Origin of the sequence: Pseudoalteromonas sp. NZS100_1, from assembly GCF_015864285.1 — a bacterium.
GTDB lineage: Bacteria > Pseudomonadota > Gammaproteobacteria > Enterobacterales > Alteromonadaceae > Pseudoalteromonas > Pseudoalteromonas arctica.
Genome location: NZ_JADYXN010000040.1, coordinates 1 through 23,601, shown reverse-complemented (window position 1 = coordinate 23,601; position 23,601 = coordinate 1). Strand labels below are relative to the sequence as shown.

The 23,601-nt window shown below is 40.0% G+C and carries 22 protein-coding genes; 7 read left to right on the top strand and 15 right to left on the bottom strand.

Annotation, left to right across the window (positions count from 1 at the left end; genetic code table 11):
- Positions 1–39 precede the first annotated feature (39 nt).
- The gene (locus tag I6F66_RS18880; protein ID WP_197209585.1) at positions 40–561 is read left to right on the top strand and encodes a hypothetical protein; all 522 of its coding nucleotides are present in this window, start codon (positions 40–42) and stop codon (positions 559–561) included.
- Positions 562–809: 248 nt separating this feature from the next.
- Positions 810–1,499 (top strand): response regulator transcription factor, encoded by a 690-nt coding sequence (locus I6F66_RS18875; RefSeq protein ID WP_007584415.1) that lies wholly within the window; start codon positions 810–812, stop codon positions 1,497–1,499.
- A 184-nt stretch (positions 1,500–1,683) separates the two neighbouring features.
- Here I6F66_RS18875 and I6F66_RS18870 read toward each other — a convergent pair whose 3' ends face one another.
- The 4 genes from I6F66_RS18870 to I6F66_RS18855 all read right to left on the bottom strand — a co-directional run bounded on the left by I6F66_RS18870 (position 1,684) and on the right by I6F66_RS18855 (position 4,814).
- Positions 1,684–2,457, bottom strand: coding sequence for a CsgG/HfaB family protein (locus I6F66_RS18870; RefSeq protein ID WP_007584410.1), 774 nt, complete (start codon positions 2,455–2,457; stop codon positions 1,684–1,686).
- Positions 2,457–2,882: a curli assembly protein CsgF gene (locus tag I6F66_RS18865; protein ID WP_007584408.1), complete on the bottom strand. Its 426-nt coding sequence runs from the start codon at positions 2,880–2,882 to the stop codon at positions 2,457–2,459. The genes I6F66_RS18870 and I6F66_RS18865 overlap by 1 nt, the downstream gene beginning before the upstream one ends.
- Positions 2,872–3,216 (bottom strand): curli production assembly/transport protein CsgE, encoded by a 345-nt coding sequence (locus I6F66_RS18860; RefSeq protein ID WP_085999476.1) that lies wholly within the window; start codon positions 3,214–3,216, stop codon positions 2,872–2,874. Before I6F66_RS18860 ends, I6F66_RS18865 begins: the two co-directional genes overlap by 11 nt.
- A 95-nt stretch (positions 3,217–3,311) precedes the next feature.
- Entirely contained in the window at positions 3,312–4,814 is a 1,503-nt protein-coding gene (locus I6F66_RS18855) for a curlin (protein ID WP_024607312.1), read from the bottom strand.
- A 583-nt stretch (positions 4,815–5,397) separates the two neighbouring features.
- On the opposite strand from I6F66_RS18855, the gene I6F66_RS18850 reads away from it, so the two are divergent.
- Positions 5,398–7,899, top strand: coding sequence for a S8 family serine peptidase (locus I6F66_RS18850; protein ID WP_101216331.1), 2,502 nt, complete (start codon positions 5,398–5,400; stop codon positions 7,897–7,899).
- 68 nt (positions 7,900–7,967) lie between these two features.
- Here the strand turns inward: I6F66_RS18850 and puuE are convergent, their stop codons facing one another.
- Genes puuE through xdhA form a run of 8 tightly spaced genes read right to left on the bottom strand, consistent with a single transcriptional unit; the run spans position 7,968 to position 17,038 of the window.
- Complete coding sequence (gene puuE, locus I6F66_RS18845; RefSeq protein WP_197161818.1) at positions 7,968–8,900, bottom strand: allantoinase PuuE; 933 nt, start codon at positions 8,898–8,900, stop codon at positions 7,968–7,970.
- A 1-nt stretch (position 8,901) separates the two neighbouring features.
- Positions 8,902–10,113, bottom strand: a complete 1,212-nt coding sequence (locus tag I6F66_RS18840) for a urate hydroxylase PuuD (protein WP_165729411.1) — start codon at positions 10,111–10,113, stop codon at positions 8,902–8,904.
- A gap of 5 nt (positions 10,114–10,118) precedes the next feature.
- Positions 10,119–11,483, bottom strand: coding sequence for a guanine deaminase (gene guaD / locus I6F66_RS18835; RefSeq protein ID WP_197161820.1), 1,365 nt, complete (start codon positions 11,481–11,483; stop codon positions 10,119–10,121).
- A 2-nt stretch (positions 11,484–11,485) separates the two neighbouring features.
- Positions 11,486–11,836, bottom strand: coding sequence for a hydroxyisourate hydrolase (uraH, locus tag I6F66_RS18830; protein ID WP_165741026.1), 351 nt, complete (start codon positions 11,834–11,836; stop codon positions 11,486–11,488).
- Positions 11,833–12,333: a 2-oxo-4-hydroxy-4-carboxy-5-ureidoimidazoline decarboxylase gene (gene uraD, locus I6F66_RS18825; RefSeq protein WP_197209584.1), complete on the bottom strand. Its 501-nt coding sequence runs from the start codon at positions 12,331–12,333 to the stop codon at positions 11,833–11,835. Before uraD ends, uraH begins: the two co-directional genes overlap by 4 nt.
- Positions 12,330–13,220: a xanthine dehydrogenase accessory protein XdhC gene (gene xdhC / locus I6F66_RS18820; RefSeq protein ID WP_197209583.1), complete on the bottom strand. Its 891-nt coding sequence runs from the start codon at positions 13,218–13,220 to the stop codon at positions 12,330–12,332. The genes uraD and xdhC overlap by 4 nt, the downstream gene beginning before the upstream one ends.
- Positions 13,213–15,552, bottom strand: a complete 2,340-nt coding sequence (gene xdhB / locus I6F66_RS18815; RefSeq protein WP_197209582.1) for a xanthine dehydrogenase molybdopterin binding subunit — start codon at positions 15,550–15,552, stop codon at positions 13,213–13,215. The genes xdhC and xdhB overlap by 8 nt, the downstream gene beginning before the upstream one ends.
- The gene (xdhA, locus tag I6F66_RS18810) at positions 15,539–17,038 is read right to left on the bottom strand and encodes a xanthine dehydrogenase small subunit (protein ID WP_197209581.1); all 1,500 of its coding nucleotides are present in this window, start codon (positions 17,036–17,038) and stop codon (positions 15,539–15,541) included. The genes xdhB and xdhA overlap by 14 nt, the downstream gene beginning before the upstream one ends.
- 822 nt (positions 17,039–17,860) lie before the next feature.
- Between xdhA and I6F66_RS18805 the strand changes: the two genes are divergently transcribed.
- Positions 17,861–18,496 carry a trimeric intracellular cation channel family protein gene (locus I6F66_RS18805; RefSeq protein ID WP_004334621.1) on the top strand — a complete coding sequence of 212 codons (636 nt, stop codon included), beginning with the start codon at positions 17,861–17,863 and terminating at the stop codon, positions 18,494–18,496.
- 2 nt (positions 18,497–18,498) lie between these two features.
- Here I6F66_RS18805 and I6F66_RS18800 read toward each other — a convergent pair whose 3' ends face one another.
- The gene (locus tag I6F66_RS18800) at positions 18,499–18,933 is read right to left on the bottom strand and encodes an N-acetyltransferase (protein WP_197209580.1); all 435 of its coding nucleotides are present in this window, start codon (positions 18,931–18,933) and stop codon (positions 18,499–18,501) included.
- 97 nt (positions 18,934–19,030) lie between these two features.
- Positions 19,031–20,497, bottom strand: coding sequence for a DASS family sodium-coupled anion symporter (locus tag I6F66_RS18795; RefSeq protein ID WP_197209579.1), 1,467 nt, complete (start codon positions 20,495–20,497; stop codon positions 19,031–19,033).
- 287 nt (positions 20,498–20,784) lie between these two features.
- Between I6F66_RS18795 and I6F66_RS18790 the strand changes: the two genes are divergently transcribed.
- The 3 genes from I6F66_RS18790 to I6F66_RS18780 all read left to right on the top strand — a co-directional run bounded on the left by I6F66_RS18790 (position 20,785) and on the right by I6F66_RS18780 (position 23,227).
- Positions 20,785–21,624, top strand: a complete 840-nt coding sequence (locus tag I6F66_RS18790) for a DUF417 family protein (RefSeq protein WP_197209578.1) — start codon at positions 20,785–20,787, stop codon at positions 21,622–21,624.
- 17 nt (positions 21,625–21,641) lie between these two features.
- Positions 21,642–21,893 carry a Rho-binding antiterminator gene (locus I6F66_RS18785; protein WP_197209577.1) on the top strand — a complete coding sequence of 84 codons (252 nt, stop codon included), beginning with the start codon at positions 21,642–21,644 and terminating at the stop codon, positions 21,891–21,893.
- 539 nt (positions 21,894–22,432) lie between these two features.
- Positions 22,433–23,227 (top strand): hypothetical protein, encoded by a 795-nt coding sequence (locus tag I6F66_RS18780; protein WP_197209576.1) that lies wholly within the window; start codon positions 22,433–22,435, stop codon positions 23,225–23,227.
- 44 nt (positions 23,228–23,271) lie between these two features.
- On the opposite strand, the gene I6F66_RS18775 is transcribed toward I6F66_RS18780, so the two are convergent.
- A partial coding sequence (locus I6F66_RS18775) for a transposase (RefSeq protein ID WP_197209575.1) occupies positions 23,272–23,601 on the bottom strand: 330 nt, incomplete at its 5' end.

Here is a 23,601-nt window from a genome sequence, read left to right as displayed (position 1 = left end):
AAACGTATCATTATGAAATTTATAAATATTAGGTTTATTATGATCAAATTAACATTAAGTGCTTTTGCATTTTTACTACTTAGTGCATGTACAACACAGTACCCAAACCAACAATTAACAGGTAAGCAGTTCCCAAGCATTAGCGGCGAAAGTTTAGAGCAAAGCATGGTGACTATACCCAGCGATTTTAAAGCAGATAAAACACTGCTGCTCATTGGGTACAAGCAAGATAGTCAGTTTGATATAGACCGTTGGTTAATTGGTTTAGATATGGCGGGCGTAACGCTCCCTACATACGAACTACCAACCATTGCCGGGATGGCACCACGTATGTTTAGCACATTTATAGATAGCGGTATGCGCAAAGGCATCCCTAAAGAATTATGGGGTGGGGTAATCACTATTTATAAAGATGGCGAGAGAGTTCAAAAGTTTACAGGTAATCAAAGCCCAAATAACTCACGTGTAGTACTCATAAATAGCAGCGGCGAAATTTTATATTTTTATGATCGAGGTTTTTCGGTTGATGCGCTAAATAAACTAAAAGCGAGTATAGAATAATTGATCCTAAAGTTAGTTTAGGCTAATGCATATTTAAGGCTTTATAAGTTATTAAGCCACTAATCCGATCTGTTATTTATCTTATAAAAGCAATTTTAAAAATAAAATTGATGAAGGTTTTGCATTGATTTAATTGATTTTTATCTATTTTAGGATGAGAAAGAATAACAGTACTTTAATATCAAAATCCCATTGTAAGTTGTATTTGATTTAGGTAATGTAGTGTAAATGTTTCAAGGACGAAATTTATGCCCCATAAAAACTCGGTATTTGTAAAAACAACGTTTCAATCATCTTTTCATTCACACAACTACACCGCTATTTTAAGAACACTACAAGCTTTGTTTGGTGATATTAAAATGGACGAAGTTATTCCTAAAGCTGAGCAGCGCACAAATTATGATTTGTTTTTAATAGATGGTGCTAAAAGCAAATGGCAAGACCTTATTCCGACTGACCTTATTTGTTTAGCTAAACACTATAGCGTTGTCATTTTTAATGTTGATAAAGAAGATGTGTGCGAGCAAAACTTATTGCTTAACCATTTTAATGGTGTTTTTTATAAATCTGATCCACCAGAAGATATTTTTAAAGGGTTACTTCGTGTTAATACTGGCGAGCTTTGGTTTACGCGTAAAGTGATTTCAAAAGCTTTTAACGATATTTTAGCCGTGGCATCGTCGTTTAATAGCTTACACGACGACATTGAATTAAAGCAGGACGATTACGATCATTTAACAAAACGAGAAAAGTCTGTTATTCATTTAATTGCACAGGGGGCGAGTAACAATACAATCGCTGATAAACTTAACATTAGCGACCACACTGTAAAAACACATTTATACAGTGCGTTTAAAAAAACTAACTCACGCAACAGGGTGGAGCTTGCTAATTGGGCGCAGCGCTATATATCGGTTTTGCTGCCAATGGCTAAATAAGAGTAAAGCCACCAATACTTTATTAAAGTTATTAAAGTTATTAAAGTTATTAAAGTTATTAAAGTAAAAACTTTATCCTCTAGATTTTTTATAAGGGTTGGGTTAGCGAAGTACTTTCAACTTACTAATCACACAACCTATAAAGGCTACAATATGTAGCCTTTAGTTAATTTAGGAAGTCAGTTTATGCTGATTTTTTAGCCCATAAGCCTTTATCAATACCTTTTGTTATGAGATCTGTGAGTGCTTTTTCTATTGCTTGTGTTACACAAATGCTCATAGGTTCGTTGTCACTAAAGCCTGCTTCTGCTTCTGCTAGTCGTTTGTAGCTCACGTATCTAAAAAATCCTGCACGCATTTCTTGGCTAAGTACTTTTTTGCTGGTGGCTACACTCAATAATACTTGGCCTGTTCGAACATCAACAGCGCGTAAGTATATTGAAATAGCATCTTCACGGTAAAGTTCTGATGCGCCAATACCAAAGTATTCCATACCCAAACCACCTGTTTTCACATTAGTGTCGTAGCTTATGATACCGCCCTCTAAAATGATTTTTGCGGTTGTTAGCGGAGGTAAATCAGCTTGGTTAGGATTATCGGCTTGGCCTGCACGAATAATTTTTCGCTCTGTTAAAATGTTTTGTAAACCTTCACGCTCTACCGGCGTAAACCAATCAGATTCATGTAATGCTTGTATGAGTATTGAGTTAGCACCTTGAGTAACGGCAGTCGAAAATGAGCTAACGTTAGTTTGTGGCTTATATTGACCTGTTTGATCTCTAAATGAGTACACTGATACAGGAATACTCCCGACCGGTTTAGGTAAGTTTTTCAGATCTGCGAATAATTCGGTTGGCTCTAAACTAACTGCTTTTTGTTGCGATGGTGGGATTAAGTTCCCTAGGCTCGCACAACCGCTCAATCCTATTAATATTATTGTTATTAGTAGTTTATACATTATCCAAACCTCGGTACTTCAATGATCACCACGGTGTCATCAATTATATTTGTTATTCTTACTGTAATAGAATCGGTTGTGCTGGTTATAACTTCAATTTGATAATCGCCACTCATAAATATGGAGTCTTGATTGAAAAGGCTATCTTCTATGTCCTCACCAAATGCCATATCGGTAATTTCTCTTACCATACGATTTAAATAGGTGCGCTCTAGAGTTTCTTGAAATTGTTCAGCGTAACCTTTTTCTACTACCGGTGCTTTATGCTTGTTTTGAGCTTGGGCTTTACTCAACAGCATATTTGCATTGAGTGGGTTACCACCAAAGCTTGGGTTAATTGGGGTGTAAATTATTTCAGTTGCTGCTGCTGAAAAGCTTAATGTTGTTATTATTATAAGGGCTATATTTTTCATTTTACCATCCATCTTTAGCCATATCGGGTGTTGACACTGCCATGTTTTCGCGAGCCATTGCATCTATCACTGTATAAACAGCCTGCTCCACACGCTCATTTAAAGGCTCTAGTCGTCTACCTAAATAAGTTGCGTAAACAAGTTGGTTATTCATTATTAACGACAGCTTTGTGCCTGCTTTTGGAATGACCGTTTCTTTAATTTCAATGTTAAAACCTGCAGTTGAAGGGAGATCTCGCCAGTAATTAGAAAACTCAAAATAGAACTGATGACCAAAGCGGCTAATACTCCTATCAAGTAGTAGGCCGTCAATCTCCAACTCTTCAGCGGCATAAGATGCGGGCATTAAAAACAGAGAAAGCGTAAGTAATAATACTTGGTAATGGTTTTTATTATTATGCATAACTAAATGGGGAGAGTTGCTCTCCCCAACCTCAATAATTACATTTGAGTAATAGAAGTCACGTTACCGTCACCAATTTGGGTCACTGAAACAGTGCTGTTGAAACCAATTACGGCGCCTTCAACAATGTTATCGTTACCCATTTGAGTTACGCTAAACGAAACGTTTTCACCACCTACTAAAAATGCAGGTTGATCCATTCCAACTACCCAGTTACCTTCGCCAGTTTGTGAAATATCAATGCTGTGGCCATTACCTTCAACCATCATATCAACTACGTTCATTTCACCTGTTTGAGCTAGGTCAATTTGGTTCATGTTGCTATCTAAAATACCTGCAAGTGTAACCATGGCTTCGTTTTGAGAACCATTTTGCATAATATCGATATCGTTGTCGTTTGATGTTAGAGATATATCAGGGTATGAAGACTCAACAACAGCAGTGTTTTCTTGGCCAGACTGAATAACGTTAACGTCATTTTCAGACCCATTAAAGTTAACAACGTGTGCTGAATTTGATTCACCTACTTGGTTAATCATAAATTCGTTATCGGTACCTAAAACGCCCATGTAAGCATCATTTAATAAGCCAACTTGTGTAGCCGTTAATTCATTATCGTCACCAATAATATCAACGGTTGTTGAGTTGCTTAAATCAACCTGAGTTACTGTAACTTCGTTGTTTTGACCTTCGAATAAGTTTGATTCGATAGTATTTAAAGAACCTTCTTGGTCTAAATCAATTTCGTTTTCATCGCCTAATACAGCTACAAATGTTACTGCGTTAGTATTGCCTTCTTGTTCAATTGAAAGCTCATTTGCATCGCCTAAAATATCAGTGAAGGTAACAGTATTACGATCGCCGTCTTGTTCAATATCAAGCTCGTTATCGTTGCCTTGTAAAGAACTCACTTTGAAGGTATTCCAGTAACCGTTTTGCTCAAGACTCAGGCTATTCTGATCGCCCATTACAGAGGTTAATTCAGCTTCATGCCACTCACCTGTTTGTAATGAACTGATTTCGTTGCCATTACCTTTCATATCTAAGTTGTAAAACCAATGACCACCAGTGCCTTGCTCTACATCAACGATATTGTCGTCACCAACAATCATGTTGACAGCTTCGTTGTTTACAAAAAAGCCTTGGCCACTTTGCAAAACATTTAGGTAATTATTATTACCAGTAACTTCGGTAATTACACCGTTGGCAACGCCATCTTGGGCATATACTTGCTCGTTGTTGTTACCAATTGTTGTTACGCCAACATAATTACCTGATTGTAATTGAGTAACTTCTGTTGTGTTCTCGTTTCCAGTAGTCGAAACCTCAATAGTATTACTATCTCCCTCTTGCATTAAAATCGCGGTGTTATTATTTTGCGATTGCGCCAATGTCATTGAATTAGCGGTGCTAAGTATAGATATTTTTGTACTAAGTTCTGAGTTTGATGCTGATTTGTTGTCGGTATCTGCATATGAGGCAAAGCTGGTACCCATTGCTATTGCAACAGCACAACTTAAAAGTGATTTATTCAACTTCATTATTTTCTCCTTGAAATATTAAAATCAAATACCCTAAATGTTATAGGTTTTAATAAGGTATTTGTTGTTTCAGCATGCCGTGCCGATATATTTTTTGTGATCCGCTTGCGTAACTTTAGAAGTAGGTGAAGCGTAATATGTGACTATAAATAATTAAGTTTTAATTTGTCATAAATATTGAACTAACAAAGTTTAAGCTCAAATTCATAATCACCCATTAACTGTATTCCCCTATTTCATTTTCTTAAATCATCATTTTTTACCAAATAATTAACCTTTTATTATCATCGGTTTATGTGTGTAACTGGTGGGTTTTAATGTAATAGTAAGCAAAAGCAGTAAAAAAGTTTGACCCTATAATGGGTAAGGTTGTAATGGGGCAGTTCATTAAAATGACTGTGTTTAGTGTTTTTTTTATAACCAAACTGGTCAAAATTTATGATTTTTAATTCTTTTTAACTTTTTAACTTGTCAAATATCGTATTTACTAGTTTGCTTATAACTTGCCACGTGATCCCTTGTACTTGAAATAGTGAACAAACCCGCTTAGTGCTTCTAAGCTAACCCAACTATGGATAGAACAATGAAAACAAAATTATCTATTATTACGCTTGCTTTACTACCTTGTTTGGCTTCGGCTAAATTACCTGATGCAGGAGCTCTTCCACAAGCAGCTGCAAGCAGTGACTCTGTTATTGTTAAATATAAAAAAAATGCAACACCTCAAATGCGTAAACAAGCACGAAGCTTGGTTAAAGCAAAAATTACAGATTTAAATAATGATGAAGTTGATGATAACTTCACATCATTATTCTCAGGTCGCCTTGCTAAATTTAAAGTGTCTGGCATGAGCACTAAAGAAGCTATTGAGCGTTTAAAGTCTCATCAAGCTATTGAATATGTTGAGCCAGATTACCGAGTAAGTATTGCGAGCGCACCTAACGACCCTCGTTTTGATGAGCTTTGGGGCCTAAATAATGAAGGTCAGACCGGTGGTACGGCAGACGCTGATATTGATGCTGTAGAAGCGTGGACTATTTCTACTGGTAGTCGTGATGTAGTTGTTGGTGTAATCGATACCGGTATTGATTATAGCCATAGCGATTTAGCGAGCAATATGTGGGTAAATACCTCTGAAATCGCAGGCGATGGTATTGATAATGACGGTAATGGCTTTATCGATGATATTCATGGTATCAATGCGATTACCAATACTGGCGACCCTATGGATGATGAAGGTCACGGAACGCACGTGTCTGGAACTATAGGTGCGAGTGGTAATAACTCTGTGGGTGTAGTGGGTGTAAATCATGAAGTATCACTTGTTGGTTGTAAGTTTTTAGATGCAGCAGGTAATGGATCAACATCAGATGCAATCAAGTGTATTGATTACATGGTTGGCCTAAAAAACTCTGGTGTTAACATCCGCGTATTAAATAATAGTTGGGGTGGCGGTGGCTATAGCCAAGCGCTGGCTGATGCAATCGAATCAAGTGAAGCTGCGGAGCTACTGTTTGTAGCTGCAGCAGGTAACGACACTATTGATAACGATGTAAACCCACATTATCCATCAAACTACGAAAATGCGAGTGTTCTATCGGTTGCAAGTACTAACCAAACTGATGATATTTCGTGGTTCTCTCATTGGGGCTTAACCAGTGTTGATATGGGCGCACCAGGTACAGCTATTTTATCTACTACACCGGGTGAAAGTTATGCATCGTATTCTGGTACGTCAATGGCAACGCCGCATGTTGCTGGCGCAGCTGCGCTAGTTTTATCTATTAATCCAGAGTTATCTACTCAAGAACTTAAAGATTTATTAATGAGCTCGGGCGATGCTAATGCTGCACTGCAGGGGAAAACGGTAGCCGGTACGCGACTTAATGTTAACCAAGCACTTATTGATGCGGATCCAACTCCTGGTTTTAAAATATCAGCTAGCCCGCTTACCCAACAAATTATAGCTGGAGAGGCTACAAGCTATACATTTACAATTGGCTCAATTGCCGAGTGGGATGAGGAAGTAACGCTTGAATTATCAACAACATTAGGTGGTGCTTATTTATCATCGCTTACAGCGCGCCCTGGTGATGACGTGATACTAAATGTTGAAACCGATACTGATACTCAGTGGGGAGATTACGAGTTTACCGTAACTGCCACTGCGGGTGATATTGTTAAACAGCAATCGGTTGAATTAATGATACAACCATTAGGGTTAAATGACTTTACCTACAGCAGTACTGGTAGCGTAGCAATTCCAGATAATTCTCCACAGGGGATTAGCTCAGTAATTAATGTTTCTGATGATTTAACCGTATTTGGCACAACCGCCGATGTTGATATTACTCATACTTACTCTGGTGATTTAGTTGTAAAACTAATATCTGCACAAGGTACAGAGGTAACATTGCAAAGCAATGTTGGTGGTAGTAACGATGATATTGTTAAGAGCTTCACGTCTAGTGCATTCAATGGCGAAGTAGCAAATGGTGACTGGACTCTTCATGTAGAAGATACTGCAGCCGCTGATACAGGCACAATTAATGGCTGGTCACTTACGCTTAGCGCTATAGGCGAAGTAAGTGCACAACCGCCACGTGCAGGCTTTACTGTTGATACGCAAGGTTTAACAGCCTCGTTTGTAGATACAAGCAATGATGCCAATAACGACATTACACAATGGAGCTGGAGCTTTGGCGATGGCGCTACATCAACAGATTCAAGCCCTGTGCATGCATATGCGCAATCGGGTAGTTACGATGTAGAACTAACTGTTACTGACAGTGAAGGTAATACAGATACATTTACCCAAGCCGTTGTTGTAAGTGACGTGACCCTTGAACTGAACTTAAAACGCGCTAACAAAACACGCCTAGGTACGATGCGTGTAGAACTTAGCTGGGAAGAAGTTGGTGCAGAGTCATTAAGCGTTTACCGTAATGGTGAGTTAGTTGATACCACTGCAGATAACGGACGCTACCGTGATTACGTGCGTGGAGCTACATTACCATCGTACGATTACCAATTATGTGTAACAGAAAATGTGTGTTCGAATATCATCACCGTTTCTTTTGAATAAATTTCACTACTCCTAAAGTAATTTAAGCCCAGCTTTGCTGGGCTTTTTTATGTTTTAAAAAATATAAACTATGCTTTTTTATACGGGTGGGTTTTAAGCCAGTGCTCGGCTATTTGTTCGCGCGTGGCAAACCAAACCTGATCATGCGAGCGGGCATATTCTAAAAACCGTGCTAATGCTTTTATTCTTCCTGGTCTGCCAATTAAGCGGCAATGCAAACCTATCGACATCATTTTTGGGGTGTTTTCACCTTCTGGGTCACCTTCTTCATAAAGCGTATCAAAGGCATCTTTTAAATAATTATAAAACTGATCCCCTGCATTAAAACCCTGTATGGCAGCAAAGCGCATGTCGTTTACATCAAGCGTGTAGGGCACAATGAGTTGTGGCTTACCTTCCTTAATACTGTAAAAGGGCAAATCGTCGCTGTAATCGTCGGCGTCATATAAAAATGTGCCATTCTCAACTACAAGGGCTGCGGTATTTGGGCTAGTTCGGCCGGTATACCAGCCTTTGGGCTTTTTACCTGTAAGCTTTTTAATGGCGTAAATGGCTTGTTGCATATGTTCGCGCTCGGTTTGTTTATCTATATTTTGATAATTAATCCAGCGCAGGCCATGGCTTGCAATCTCGTGGCCTGCTTCAACAAAGGCTTTAGCTACATCAGGGTGGCGCTCAAGGGCCATCGCCACTGCAAAAATGGTGACCGGTATATCGTATTTTTTAAATAAACGCAGTAACCTCCACACGCCCGCGCGCGAGCCATATTCGTAAATAGACTCCATGCTGATATGGCGGTCTTCTACATGGGGAGCACTGACTATTTCTGATAAAAACGTTTCAGCGGCTGCATCACCATGTAATACACAGTTTTCGCCGCCTTCTTCGTAATTTAATACCACTTGCACGGCAATACGTGCTTTATTGGGCCAATTTGCATGAGGCGCATGTGGGCCATAACCAATTAAGTCTCGTGGGTAGTTTTTAAATTGCTCGCTCATTTTATTGCTCCTTTTTAAGTGCCGTGAGCCAAAACTCGAGCGTTTCGCGCTCTGCGTCTGTCATTTTTGTCATATTAGCCAGTGGCATGTCTTTAGTTATTACGGCGCGAGTATGCACAAGTACTTGCGACTTTTTCACCTGTTCAATTGAGTCGAGTTTAAAGCCAAGTGGCGCTGTTTGAAAAAGCTCAGAGGTAGGTGTTTCGCTGTGGCACTGCGTACAGTGTTTGCTGATTATATCCCACGCTTGTGCGTCGGTAATACTTGCTTGTAAAGGCGCGTTTTCGTCTGCATTTGTTGTACTGCTGGGCCAAGGTGCTATTGCTAGCATAAGGGCAAAAAATGCTGCAATACCACTTATAAGTACTGAAGGTTTATTAACGCCTTGATGTTTTAAGTTAAAGTAATGGCGTATCCACATACCAATACCAAACAGCGCAATTAAAATAAGCCAGCCAAAATTGTGGCTATACGTGTAAGGAAAGTGATTGCTAAGCATAATAAATACCACAGGTAACGTGGCGTAGTTATTATGTATCGAGCATTGCTTGGCTTTTAGTCCTGGGAGCGATTCGGGAATACGGCCGGCTTCTACTTCACTTACCATATAGCGTTGCCCTGGCATAATAATGTGATACACATTGCCAACCATACACGTGCCAATAAGCGCACCTACATGAATATACACAGCGCGGTCGCTAAATAATTGATCAACCCCAAAAGTCCACAGAGCTAATAAACCAATAACTACAGCAATAAACACTTTGCCGTTTTCAACCAGCGGGGTTTTACACAATAAACGATAAACACCATAACCTAAGCCAATAAAACCAAGGGATGCGCCAATAGCTGCAAATTTACTTAGCTCACTTTTACTGTTATCAATTAAGTATACGTCGGCGCCAACATAATAAAGTAAGCTAAATAGTAATATACCGGTGATCCACGTTGTGTAGGCTTCCCACTTAAACCAATGCAGGGTGTGAGGCATTTGTTCTGGGCCATTTTGATACTTAGCCACTTCGTAAAAGCCACCGCCATGCACGGCCCATAAATCGCCTTTTATGCCTTTATCGATTTTCCACTGCGGTGGTGTTTGTAGGTTGTTATCAAGCCATGCAAAATAAAATGAAGCGCCAATCCAGGCTATACCAGCAATAACATGAAAGTAACGCAGTACTAAATGAGCAAGCTCAAATAAATAGTTTTCCATAACAGTTAAGCCTCTTCTAATACCGGTGAGCGGGTGTCTGAAAATTGATTGTTATCATCGCGCTTATACACGCTTTTACCCATAATGTAGGTTTGCTCAACGCAGCGGTCGTCGCCTAACATCATCATTGCAAATAGTTTTTCATGTAGGGTTTTGGCATGTTGTATTCTAAATTTTAAAAACGAAGTTGCCGAACAATCCATTACAACAAAATCGGCTTCACAGCCGGCTTCAAAATTACCAATTGTCCCTTCTAAATCGAGCGCTCTAGCACCGCCGAGTGTTGCTAAATACAGCCCCTTAAATGCTGAAAACTTTTGACCTTGTAACTGTTGGATTTTGTAAGCTTCGTTACCTGTTTGTAGCAGAGAAAAGCTTGTTCCTGCGCCTACATCGGTACCCATGCCTACGTTTATGCCGTGCTCTTCACAGGCTTTTAAATTTAAAAGTCCTGATCCTAAAAATAGGTTTGAGGTAGGGCAGTGCGATATAGCCGCATTGTTATCTGCAAGGCAGCAAAGTTCGCGCTCAGATAAATGAATACTATGGGCAAATACTGAGCGTTTACGTACCATTTTTGCTTGCTCGTACACGCCTAAGTAATCTTCGGCTTCTGGAAATAGCCCTTTTACCCATTCGCACTCGTCTTTGTTTTCAGATAGGTGTGTGTGCAGGTAGGTGTCTGGGTATTCTTCAAGTAACTGAGTGCATTTTTGTAATTGCTCAGGGGTTGATGTGGGGGCAAAACGTGGTGTAACTGCGTAGCTTAGCCTGTCAACATTGTGCCATTTTTTTATTAGGGCTTTGGATTCGTCATAGCTTGTTTGCGCGCAATCAGATAAGTCGTCAGGGCAGTTACGATCCATCATTACTTTACCGGCAATCATACGTAAATTGCGTTTTTGTGATTCTTTAAAAAACGCATCAACCGATTGCGGGTGCACAGTGCCAAATACAAGGGCAGTGGTTGTGCCATTACGCAGTAGCTCGTCTAAAAAGCGATTAGAGATCTCTTTTGAATAATGCTTACACGTAAATTTTTTCTCTGTCGGAAACGCATACTCGGTTAACCAACTTAGCAGTTGCTCGCCGTACGCCCCCACCATTTCGGTTTGTGGTAAGTGTATGTGGGTGTCTATCATGCCGGGCATAACCAATTTGCCATCGTGGCGAATAATAGTGGCTGATTTATCTAAGCTTGGCAGTATGTCTTGCTCGTAACCAAGCTTAACTACTTTGCCTTGTTGAATAACTAACGCGCCTTTTTCAAAATAGCGATGGGCGTTGTCGCCTGCTATGGCAGGGTCGTCTACAAAATCGAGTATGTTGGCACAAACTACTGTTAAGTTATTATTGTTTTGCGTGCTCATTATTAGCTGCCTCTGTACGTTGAGTAGCCAAATGGGCTAAGTAATAACGGAATATGATGATGCTTTTTATCTTGTAATCTAAAGGTAATTTGCGCCTCTGGGTAAAACGCTGGGGTAGGTTGATTTTGATAATAACTATCTAAATCAAATACTAGCTTATAGGTTGCAAATTCTATCTCTGTATTTAGCCAGTCGGTAATACGCCCATCGCTATCGGTTGTGCCTTGGGTTAGTTGCACCCATTCGTTATTTGTAAGTTTAAATAGCTTAACAGCAACGTTTGCTGCTGGTTTTCCTGTGCTGGTATCGAGTATATGGGTGGTTATAGGGCTTTTTTTCATACTTTTATTCATAGCAATGACTCCAATCTTATTTTTGTTATTTTGGCTTGTTCGCCCGCGGCAATATTTAGCTCTGTACTGCGGGTGTTGTGCATGCGCTGCTCTATGAGTTCGAGCATTTGTTCGGCCGTTTTACCGCTGGCGCACACAATAAAAATAAAGCCAAACTTGTTCAGGTACTCTTTATTAAGGGCAATCATTTTGGTTAGTACGGCTTCGTTTGCTTTGCTCATACCTGATTGCTCATGCCCCGCTTTTTGTGCGGTAGCAGCGTATTTTTTGCTAAGGGTTGATAAATCACCTATTTGCGGGTGGCCTTCAAAGGCAGCTAAATAGTCGCTCTCATTTAGGCTATTCCAAACGCTTTGTGCGCTTTCAAATAGGTGTTGCTGGTTTTTAAACGGACGAATGTTTAGCATACCGCTTACCCAACTTGGTGCCGCGCAACAGTGCTCTAACGCTTGGTGAGCTTGAGCTTCATTTAGGTTGTTAATTTTTAAGCTACTCATGCGTTTACTTCCTCTTGCGTGGTGCTAATTAGGGCATTTTTAAGTGCACGCCATTGTAAACCTTGACGTTTTGGTACTTGGGCTTGCATAGCCTGATAAAGGCCAATTAACTGCCCGCTAATTGATATTGCTACTTCCATAGGGAGCTTGCCCGTTACATTTTCAAGCCCAACAGGGCAGGTCATTTGCTGTATTTGATCGGCTGTAAAATCGCGATGGGCTAAGCGTTGTTTAAAACGTTTTGCTTTAGTGTCAGAGCCAATTACACCGAGCCAATTGGCATCAGCGCGTTTGATAATGGCTTGTGTGAGTGCAAAGTCGAGCTGGTGGTTATGGGTCAGTATTAAGTAATTGTTAGCTTTAGGGGCACGTTTTACTTGCTCTGTTGGCTCTTCATCAATCACTTTTACTACATTATTAGGGATTGATTGCGGGAATACATCGGCGCGGCTATCTATCCAGCGTATGCGTATTGGCAATTGTGCCAATATACCAATAAGTGCCTGTGCTACATGGCCTGCGCCGTAAATATCAAGCGTAAAGCGCTCGCATTGCATGCATTCAAGCATCACAGTGGCTGCTCCGCCGCAGCATTGGCCTAAATTAGCGCCTAAGTTAAATTGCTCTATCACTTGGGCGGCTTCGCCTTTGGCAAGCAGTTCGCGGGCTTTTTCTATTACTACGTATTCAAGGTGGCCACCGCCAAGGGTGTCGTAAATATGCTCGCCGCTTATTACCATTTTAGATCCTGTGCCGCGAGGGGTTGAGCCATTTGTGCCAAGTACTGTGGCAATAACATAATTAGTGCCGCTTTGTTCGTGCTCGTTTATAGCTTGTGCCCAATTTTGCGTATGAAAACCCTGAAATGACTCATTTAAATTAGCCATGTTGCTGCTCCTTAAACCTGCTAGCGGTTTGCTCAATTGCATTTAATACACGCTCAGGTGTTGCTGGCGTATCAAGTGGGGCGGTGTATTTGTAATCAGCCACACTGCTTATTGCATTACGAATGGCACTCCACACACTAAAGGCCAACATAAATGGCGGCTCGCCTACGGCTTTTGATCTAAACACGGTGGTTTCTGGGTTTGCTGAGTTATATAAATTTACGTTAAATTCGGCAGGTGTATCGCCAATGGCTGGTATTTTGTAGTTGGCTGGGCCAAAGCTTGCTAGCTGGCCTTTATCGTTCCATTGTAAATCTTCGGTTGTTAACCAGCCCATGCCTTGCACAAAAGCGCCTTCAATTTGCCCTATATCAAGTGCTGGGTTAATTGAGCTGCCTACATCGTGCAGTATGTCAACACGGGTTACGGTGTTTTCGCCCGTAAGCGTATCTACTTCTACTTCACTGAGTGCAACGCCGTGAGCGTAGTAAAAAAATGGCCGACCTTCGCCTTTAGCTCTATCGTAATAAATTTTAGGTGTGGCGTAATATCCAGTAGATGAAAGCGATATACGGTTCATGTAAGCAAGGTTTGCAAGTTCGCTAAAGCTAATCTCGCCTTTACTAAAGGTAATGAGGTTATCTTTAAATACAATACTGTTGCTATCTACTTCAAAGTGCTCGGTAATAAAATTAATTAAGCGCTCTTTTATTGTGTTTACTGCGTTTAGCGCCGCCATACCGTTTAAGTCGGTACCGCTTGAGGCCGCTGTTGGTGAGGTATTTGGTACTTTGTCGGTACGGGTAGCGCTTATGCTTACCGCGTCAAAATCAACGCCAAAGCCATGGGCCACAATTTGTGCGATTTTAGTATTGAGCCCTTGGCCCATTTCGGTGCCGCCATGATTTAAATGTATCGAGCCATCGCTATATACATGCACTAATGCTCCGGCTTGGTTTAAGTGTTGTACCGTAAACGAAATACCGTATTTAACCGGCGTCATCGCAAGGCCTTTTTTTATAATAGGCGATGTGGCATTAAAGGCTTTAATAGCTGCTTTACGTTCCCAGTAGTCACCCGATTTCTCAAGCTGGCTTATCATATCTATTAAAATATGTTGCTCTACGGTTTGATGGTACGGCGTGGTATCGCGGCCTTTTTTGTATAAATTAAGTTTTCGGATCTCAAGCGGATCTTTACCTAATTTGGCGGCTATATCGTCCATTATTAGCTCGCCCATAATCATTCCTTGCGGGCCACCAAACCCTCTAAATGCGGTATGGCTTACGGTATTTACTTTACAGCGATTACCCTTAATTGTGGCAGCTGGGTAGTAGTAGGCGTTGTCGGCATGAAACATGGCGCGGTCTACAATGGCATCCGATAAATCAGGCGAGTAGCCACAAAATCCGTTTACGGTAATGTCGGCACCTTCTATTAAACCATTTTCGTCAAAACCGACATGATAGTGATTATAAAAAGGGTGGCGTTTACCGGTTAACTTAAAATCGTCGCTACGGGCTAGGCGCATTTTTACTGCGCAGCCAAGGTGGTAAACTGCAAGGGCTGCAAGGCATGCCCATGGTGCGCCTTGGGTTTCTTTGCCACCAAAAGCACCGCCCATACGGCGGGTTTCTACGTTTACAAAGCTAAATGGCTTTTTTAAAATTTTAGCAACTAAATGCTGCACCTCAGTAGGGTGTTGCGTAGAGCACTGAACATGTATCCCCCCGTCGTTATCAGGTTGCGCCAGCGCTATTTGACCTTCTAAATAAAAGTGTTCTTGCCCGCCTATGTTTATTTCGCCTTTAAGCTGGTGGGCTGCGTTATTAATGGCGTTTTCGCTGTTACCACGGTTAAGTGAATGGGGCGGCCTTACCCAATGCTCTTTTTTTATTGCTTCTTTAATATCGAGTATGGGGGTGGTTTGCTCGCACTCTATAACCACTAAACGTGCCGCGCGGCGCGCTATGGCGTAGCTGTCGGCAACGACAATTAATACAGGTTGTCCGTGGTATTGAATTTCATGACTAGTGAGTAATACATCACCTGGAAATACCGGGCCAATATCTAATTTACCCGGTACATCTTCGGCCGATAAAATACGTTTAACGCCTTCAACTGCCAGTGCGAGACTTGTATCAATTGATTTAATAAAGCCACTTGTAACAGGGGCGAGCACTGGGTAGGCATGGAGGCAACCGTAAGGCTCAGGATTATCGTCGGCAAAATTTGCACTGCCACAAACTTGTTTAATAGCGCTTTCGTGATACTTCGATTGGCCGACGCTACCACCTTGCGCTTTTAGTTTATCCATTTCAAAGTGACGCATGTGAGATCCTCGTAATGGCAATGTTGTTATTGTTGCGTGCTTGCGGCTCACAAAACTCAATACCAATGCGTTGTAATAAGTTTTTGCTTACCGTAATGCGATAATGCGCACTGCTTCTTACATCGCTCATGGGCGTAAAGTCATCGTTAATAGCCGTTGCTGCGTCTATAAAACTACTTACTTGTAATGATTGAGATACCAGCTTTTGCTCAATATGCTGCGCGCGCTTAGGAATAGCTGCCATACCGCCCATAGCGCAGCGGGCTTGAGTAATCATGTTTTGTGAATGCTCTATAGCAAGCACCAAACACACGGTAGATATATCGTCTTCAAAGCGTTTTGATATTTTATGACAGGCCAGTTTTAGCGACTCTGGGCGCTTTGGGATGGTGAACTTACTAATTACTTCATCGCTTTTAAGAACTGTTTTTTTGTAATCAATAAAGTAGTCGGCAACTTTAATAGTGCGCGAACCAGCGCTGCTTAATAAATCCATTGATGCATTAAGAGCGATTAAAAGGGGAGCTGGATCGCCAATCGGAGAGGCATTCCCTATGCTGCCACCTAGTGTGCCGCTGTTACGTACTTGGCTTGATCCTAAGCGTTCAAATAGCTCTTTTGACTCTGGGTAATGGTTATAAAATGCCTCAACAAATTGGCTATAAGGTAGCGCTGCACCTATGTGTAACTCACCGTTATTATCTGCCAAGGTGCAAAGATCCTTTACTTGGCTAAGGGAGATAATTACATCCGGTAAGAGCATGTTTTGGCTAAGCTCAATGGCAAAGTCGGTGCCACCAGCAACTAAATGTGCATAAGGATAAAGCGCTTTTAGCTCAACAAGTTGTTGGGCAGTTTGTGGTAAGTAAAATTTGCGAGGACCATTTTTTAAAAATGGAATATCGTCATCATATTGTGTATTAAGTGATGCTTTAAATTGAGCGGCCATTGCTGAGTACGGCTCAGCTTTACGTTCATAGCTATAGGCTTTTTCGGCTGCAAGTAATATAGGGCTATAACCTGTACAGCGGCATAAGTTACCGCCAAGTGCATGAATAACCGCTTTTTTACCAGGGTACGTTGGCTCATTAATATAAAGAGCCAACAAACTCATTATTATACCGGGCGTGCAAAAACCACATTGCGAACCATGGCACTCAACCAGTGCACGCTGCACTGGGTGTAAATCGGTTAAGTTTGGGTATAAACCAGTAGTCACAGCCTCTACCGTTACTATATGTTTTGCATGCGCATTGCCTAATAGCAATAAGCAGCTGTTCATTGTTTTGTATTGCCAACTAGTTTGCCCGTTTGCATTTATATGCTCTTCACCCACTAAAATTGTGCACGCGCCACAGTCGCCAGTTGCACACCCTTCTTTGGTGCCCACTTTCCCTTTTTTGGTGCGTAGCCAGTCCAAAATGGTGAGACTTGGCGAACATTCTTGTACTTCAATTGGCGTGTTATTTAATAAAAATTGAATCACACAGACCCCCTTAATTTTTATAAAGCCCTGATACATAAAGGCTTGGCGTATGTTTTTTCTTGTTATTTGCGCACGGGTAACAAAAATACTTTTTAATATTAGTAAGTTTATTGCAGTTACTATGCCATTGTTGACCGCTTGGTCAGTTAATGGTTTGGGGCGGCTAAATTATCGAGGCATAGGTAATAACGGCGTAGCCTTAAAAAATAAAGCACAGTGAAGTGAATGCTCTTACTATTTAAATCTAAAGGGGAAAATAGGGCTAGTAAAAACACATTAATGAAAGTGCTTTATGTTGTGGTTAAACCTGACCAAGGGGACATGTTTTTAAATGGTCGTATAATACCAATAAGCAACGAAAAATTAGGAGAACACTCATTCTAATTACCAACACAATAAACTCTTATTTTTGTTTATAAATTAATTGTCGGATGGCATGGCTTCGCCATTTATCCGACCTACGTCAACAATAAAATTAGGGTAGATGTCAGCGTTATTTTTTATGTAATTCTGTAAGTTGGATAGGTATTAGCTTATTAATCTTTGAGTCAATTTTTGTAGGCTATCTTGCTTATTTTGAGTGGATAAATAGCGTTAGCTTAATTTATGGGCCTGCTTATAAACAACGTGTAAAAAATACCTACTTTTAAAATAATTACCTTCTCAAATATTACCTTTCATAAAACCTAACCTCAAACTGCATTCAGTGTAAATTACAGCGTTGTTTTTAAATGTATTTTTTAAAGTTAATTCAACCTTTAAGGGATGTTTTTTGGCACGTAAGTTGATACAACTCCTTATAAACTTTAAAAAGGAATTAGCATGACTGCTGAATACTTTATGGTACTAGGGTTACTCGGTGTTGCATTTTTTGCTGTTGCAGGGGCGTTGCTTGGGTATGAAAAAAACATTAGTGGCTTTGGCGTCGTAGTGGTTGCAACCGTTACAGCACTAGGGGGCGGTACCCTCAGAGATATACTTTTAAACAAGCCGGTATTTTGGATTGCTACCCCGGAGTATTTATATTCAACCTATGGGGCCGTTATAGCAACAATTGCATTTATTCGATATTTACCGCGCGTTAATAACTACTACTTTTTATTGGTAGACGCTGTTGGTATGGCGCTATTTAATATTATGGGGATAGAAAAAGCACTCATTAATGGCTCTGGCATGGTGGTCGCAATTACCATGGGTATCACTACAGGTATATTTGGTGGTTTAATACGTGACGTAATTTGCCGTGAGGTACCAACGGTTATGCGCAGCGAACCTTACGCCTCTGCGTGTTTAGCGGGTGGTGCAGTTTATGCCGCTTTATTTAGCCTTAATGTAGATTACATTTGGTGTATTTTAGGCTCATTTTTCACGACTATCTTTTTAAGATTAGGCTCTTTGCATTGGGGTTGGCATTTAACTATTTTCAGAAAAAAAGACTTCAGAGATCAAAGCGACTAATTTTAGCTACGAGTAGCCCGCGTTTGCATGTGGTACTCGTAATTATTCTCATCAGTTATAGTAAAACCCAGCCGCTTATAAAGCCCTAATGCTGGGTTGTTTTTAAGCACTGTGAGCTTAATGGATTTTGACTGCGCACTTGTAATAACTTGTTCAATAACCGCTTTCCCATACCCTTTATTTTGATGCAGTGGATGTATTTGTAATTGCATTATTTCAACGTATTGAGCGTGCGTTTGGTACTTTAAAGTACCAATTGTTACCTCATTTATAACTATAAGATGGGAGCAGTCATATTGGTCATCAAGTCTTAAAACATGCTGTTGCTCAGTTAAAAATAACCTGGCCCTTTCCAAGTGTTCAATCATAGTTAGTTTTCTGAGGCTTAATAAGTAGTCTCGGTCTGAATATGCTGCCTTTATAAATTTAAAAACCATAGTGCTCCCTTGCAACAGCCTCAATGTTTATATTTGTAGAACTAACCAAAACAAGTGCGCAGTATTAAATGTGCAAGCCAAACTAACAAAGGCAATACTACCAATACCCAAGTGCTTTCCACCAAAGCCCGCCGATAATTCCCCATACACTTAAATTAATAACGCTCATTATAAGGCCCATTACCCACCAGTCTTTTAACGATACATAGCCTGAGCCAAACACTATGGGAGAGGTGCCTGTTGCGTAATGCGTTAACGACATCATGAGTGATGAAGCGCCAGCTAACAGTAAACCTAAAAATAAAGGCGGAGCGCCAAGCGCCAAACCTGCGGCGTAAAATGCGGCAAACATAGCAGTAATATGTGCTGTGGTACTGGCAAAAAAGTAATGAGCGTAAAAATACACAGCTACCAATATAATGGCCGATACAATCCAGTCAAAACCCAGTTGCGCAATGTTGCTCTCAACAAGTGTTGAAAACCACGTTACCAAACCTAGTTTATTTAAAAAAGTGGCCATCATTACTAATGCTGAAAACCAAACAACGGTATCCCACGCAGACTTTTCTTTAAGTACATCGTCCCAACTTAATACACCAGTCACTAATAAAACCGATAAACCTAAAAAAGCTACTGCGGTTGTGTTAACTGCATAGTCAGCCCCTAAAATCATTGCGGGTACACCGGCCCATAAAACAAGCAGCATAGCAAAAACACCCACCATTATTTTTTCGCCATAACTCATTGGGCCCATTTCAGTTAATTTAGATTCTGCATAGTTTTTAGCGTCGGGCGTACTTTTAACTTCAGGTGGGTAAATGGCATAAACAACCAAAGGCACAAGGGCAATACATAGCAAACCAGGAACAAGCGCTGCCAGCGCCCATGTACCCCAAGTAATACTAATATTTGCACCGGTAGCATCAGCAATAAGCTTTACAATTAGAGGGTTTGGCGCAGTCGCTGTAATAAACATAGCTGATGTAATAGGGTTTATATGGTAGCTCACTAAAGCAAGGTAGTGCCCAATTTTACGAGATGTGCCTTCCTCAGGGGACGAGCCAAAGCTTGTTGCTATCGACTTCATTATTGGGTGAATAATAGCGCCGCCTCGCGCGGTATTACTTGGCGTTACAGGCGCTATAACAAGTTCAGACAGCGCGAGTGCGTAACCAATACCAATTGTTTTTTTACCAAAAAGAGAAATAAAATTATAGCCAATACGATTTCCCAAACCGGTTTTAGCTAAACCCCGAGAAATAATAATAGCAATACCAATTAACCAAATTAATGAGTTAGAAAAGCCACTTAATGCATCTTTAATTGCGCCAGAAGGACTGTCATTAGTTACGCCAGTTAACGCAACAGAGGTAATAGCCAAAATAGCAATGGCGCCAATCGGCATTGCTTTACCAATAATGGCAACTACAGTACCAACAAATAAAGCCAACAAATGCCATGCGTTTTCAGTTACACCTTGCGGAGGCGGTACAGCAAACCAAAGTAGTAAAACAATGGCTATAGAAATCAGTCCAGAGGTAACCCGAATATCAGTACCCTTCATTAAAAAATGTCCCTAAGTTATAGAAATGCATGCATTCTGTGTATTGAAAAGGCAACGTTATTTTACTTCATTTAATAATAAAAAAGGTGACGCACATCATATGAATATTAGACTTATTTAATTTTATTAATAAAGAGGTAATAAACCATAAACTAAAGATGAATAATTAAATTACCAAATGAGAGCTTACATTGTACTTAATCAACTATTATTTTTTAAGGGTTAGTTTGAATTGTTTTATCGGCTTGTAAGGTCTTTGTAAGTCTTAACGAATACTTGGAAATACAATGAACTTAAAATTAACCAACAACGTGATTACTTTTTTATTAGCGAGTAGCTTTTTGTTACTTGGCTTATCGTTTGCGTTAGGAGCAAACCCTAATACGTTAACGGCTACGTTTAGTTTTTATGGCGTTGATTCGCTAATGTCTGTATCTGCATTAGGTTTGATTAGTGGCTCATTTATGGTTGCTTTAGCGTTTGCCACCGCGCTCGCTCACCTTAAGCTAATGAAACCTACGCCAGCACTTTTACTTGCAGCAATTATAAGTTTGGTTGCATTACTTACCTTGTTTGCCAGTAACCGTTGGATGGCGCAACTTGGCGGCTTTCCAATCATTGGTAGCGGGCAGGGCATAATTAAATACTTTGCTGTAGTGCCTTTATATTTGTTTTTATTTTATAAAGACAAACTTACCGACAAACAACACGTACTTTTAAACTTTATACCGGTTGCTATGGTTTTACTGTGGATTGGCGGCATGAAGTTTTATGAGTTTGAAGCAAAAGGCATTGTAAGTTTAGTAGAAACTTCACCGTTTATGTCGTGGTTATACACGGTATTTAGCGTACAAGGCGCATCTAACGTGATTGGCGGGTTTGATGTATTATTTGCTGTGTTATTGGGCTTAGGGCTATTTTTAAATAATAAAAAGTTAATTATTGTAAGTGGCTTAGCGTGTTTAAGCGTGTTTATGATGACCCAAACGTTCTTAATTACTGCAACCGGTGCATTTAGTTCTTCCACTTTATTGGAGCGTTTAGGTCAGTTTGTAATTAAAGATTTATGGTACGTAGGTAACTTAATCGTTATTGCGACTTTAATGATATTTAAACCGACTAAATAGCATATAAAGAGGACGTTATGATCAGTTGCCACCAATACGACTACATCGAAATTGCCTGTATGCACCGTTTAAGCATTGAGCTTATATTAAAAAATGGCGATGGTGTATGTGGGGTAGCAACTGACACAAAACGCAATGCTAATAGAGACGAATGCATAGTTGTTAACGTAAATAGCGAGTTGCAACTCATTGTGCTCACTACAATTAGTTTACTTAAAGCGCGTGAGAAAAACCCATACTTTGGCCACGTGAACTTTGATGTAAAGTAAATACCTCATTCATCCGTTTTTATCATAAACACCTCAGCGAGCCTGTATCATTAATATGTTAAGGCTCGCTTATCTAACTAATGCTTTAGCTCATACGTGCTTAATACATAAAGCCAAAGTTTTCCTATTACTCCTCTTAATTTTTTAATAACGTTTTTTACCGAATAAGGCTAAACGCCAGCTATTAAAGCGTAAAAAAATGCTAATCCAGTATAAGTAAGCCTCAATAAGCTTGTGTAGCGCTTAGTATCCGTACGTTTGTTAATTATGGTCGTAAAAGGTAGCTACATAAATAAAGCTAACTTACAGAAGTAACTGTTTATATAAACAGCTAGTTTAATTTTGTCCAATAACATTATTAAACGCCGTTTTGGTGCAAAGTAACAAAGGGCTTTTTATAACATGCCTAATTACTTGTTTACATTAAAGTTATTTAGTGGAATTATTGAACAATGTAATATACGCCGTTTTGGGGTGTTATAAACCCCCAAAGTGGTGTTCAATAAGCTGTTAGAAAGCTATGGAGTATTGAGTACGCTATGATTGAATTGATCTCCGTAAACATAGGTTGGATAAAAGACGGGTTCACAATTCTCTTTACTCTGACAGGCACAATATTAGCTATTTTAACTTATAGAAGAGCTCGACATACAGTTCTTCAGCCAATAAGAAATGAAGTTATTAAAAAACAATCTGAGCTTCTTAGCGATTTATTATCCATGTGCCAACCCGGTTCTAAATTTGAAAGTAGTGTAGATTACGTTAATTTAGTTCGTGTAAATCTATATCTTCAACTTAAAGAATTTGGCTATCTGTTCAATGATCATAAAAAGAAAATTGAAATGATTAGCAATGCTGTTTCTGGTTGGACACCTGTAGGTGAATCAATGATTCTTAAAGATGTAGAAGTAGTAGGTGCTTTTACAAAAGATAAGAAAGAAAGCGACTCATCATACGGGAAGTACAAATATGATGAGGCTCAAATTGGAAACATAATCATTGATAAGATCTTTTTGACAAAAGAACATAGTATGTTTATTCATAAAATTGACATTCTTGCGAATGATCCTTTTATGCCTAAATCAATACAACTCTCATTGCAGGATTTATTAAAAGATATTAATGAAAATTTGAGAGATATTTTGCCAGAAATACTTATCGAGTTTATTCATGAATTCATCGATAAAGCAAAGGCTGGAGAGGGTTATCCAGACTTTGAATCTGCAGGTATATATAATAATTTCAATCATGTACGTGTTCATCACAAAGAAAAAATTCATCAAGTTATGATGGAAATCAGAAACTACTTGAAAATAGATGATACATGGGAGTAAATCGCTTTCTAACAACACGCCCTGAGGTGGACGACTAGTAAAATTTAGCTATTAACTGCAAATTTTAAAAGTGGTGAGCCTCTGCGTTTTAAGGCCGCTAAATACGTCGATTCATCGTAGGGTGTATTCGTTTTCCAGCACCTAAATACAATCCTTATCCATTTAAAGGCCAGTGATCTAATTATGCTGTTATGCGGCTTACCCTTGGCTTTTTGTTGCTCATAATACGCTTTAGCCCAAAACGAATAACGAATAGAAAAGCCTGCCCATTCTACAAATGTTTGCCTTAAAAAAGTGGGGCAACTATAACGCCAATGAGTCCACATCTTTTGACCACTGCGCTCAATAACAGGCGCTATACCCGCGTACTTTTG

What these genes read in the sequence shown, in the direction of transcription:
- I6F66_RS18795 (WP_197209579.1), bottom strand. Translation starts at nt 20,497, where the DNA reads ATGAAGGGTACTGATATTCGGGTTACCTCTGGACTGATTTCTATAGCC.
- uraH (WP_165741026.1), bottom strand. Translation starts at nt 11,836, where the DNA reads ATGAATAAAAGTATGAAAAAAAGCCCTATAACCACCCATATACTCGAT.
- xdhB (WP_197209582.1), bottom strand. Translation starts at nt 15,552, where the DNA reads ATGCGTCACTTTGAAATGGATAAACTAAAAGCGCAAGGTGGTAGCGTC.
- I6F66_RS18780 (WP_197209576.1), top strand. Translation starts at nt 22,433, where the DNA reads ATGATTGAATTGATCTCCGTAAACATAGGTTGGATAAAAGACGGGTTC.
- guaD (WP_197161820.1), bottom strand. Translation starts at nt 11,483, where the DNA reads ATGAGCACGCAAAACAATAATAACTTAACAGTAGTTTGTGCCAACATA.
- I6F66_RS18880 (WP_197209585.1), top strand. Translation starts at nt 40, where the DNA reads ATGATCAAATTAACATTAAGTGCTTTTGCATTTTTACTACTTAGTGCA.
- uraD (WP_197209584.1), bottom strand. Translation starts at nt 12,333, where the DNA reads ATGAGTAGCTTAAAAATTAACAACCTAAATGAAGCTCAAGCTCACCAA.
- puuE (WP_197161818.1), bottom strand. Translation starts at nt 8,900, where the DNA reads ATGAGCGAGCAATTTAAAAACTACCCACGAGACTTAATTGGTTATGGC.
- I6F66_RS18805 (WP_004334621.1), top strand. Translation starts at nt 17,861, where the DNA reads ATGACTGCTGAATACTTTATGGTACTAGGGTTACTCGGTGTTGCATTT.
- I6F66_RS18800 (WP_197209580.1), bottom strand. Translation starts at nt 18,933, where the DNA reads ATGGTTTTTAAATTTATAAAGGCAGCATATTCAGACCGAGACTACTTA.
- xdhC (WP_197209583.1), bottom strand. Translation starts at nt 13,220, where the DNA reads ATGGCTAATTTAAATGAGTCATTTCAGGGTTTTCATACGCAAAATTGG.
- I6F66_RS18855 (WP_024607312.1), bottom strand. Translation starts at nt 4,814, where the DNA reads ATGAAGTTGAATAAATCACTTTTAAGTTGTGCTGTTGCAATAGCAATG.
- I6F66_RS18870 (WP_007584410.1), bottom strand. Translation starts at nt 2,457, where the DNA reads ATGTATAAACTACTAATAACAATAATATTAATAGGATTGAGCGGTTGT.
- I6F66_RS18785 (WP_197209577.1), top strand. Translation starts at nt 21,642, where the DNA reads ATGATCAGTTGCCACCAATACGACTACATCGAAATTGCCTGTATGCAC.
- I6F66_RS18840 (WP_165729411.1), bottom strand. Translation starts at nt 10,113, where the DNA reads ATGGAAAACTATTTATTTGAGCTTGCTCATTTAGTACTGCGTTACTTT.
- I6F66_RS18850 (WP_101216331.1), top strand. Translation starts at nt 5,398, where the DNA reads ATGAAAACAAAATTATCTATTATTACGCTTGCTTTACTACCTTGTTTG.
- I6F66_RS18790 (WP_197209578.1), top strand. Translation starts at nt 20,785, where the DNA reads ATGAACTTAAAATTAACCAACAACGTGATTACTTTTTTATTAGCGAGT.
- I6F66_RS18860 (WP_085999476.1), bottom strand. Translation starts at nt 3,216, where the DNA reads ATGCCCGCATCTTATGCCGCTGAAGAGTTGGAGATTGACGGCCTACTA.
- I6F66_RS18875 (WP_007584415.1), top strand. Translation starts at nt 810, where the DNA reads ATGCCCCATAAAAACTCGGTATTTGTAAAAACAACGTTTCAATCATCT.
- I6F66_RS18865 (WP_007584408.1), bottom strand. Translation starts at nt 2,882, where the DNA reads ATGGATGGTAAAATGAAAAATATAGCCCTTATAATAATAACAACATTA.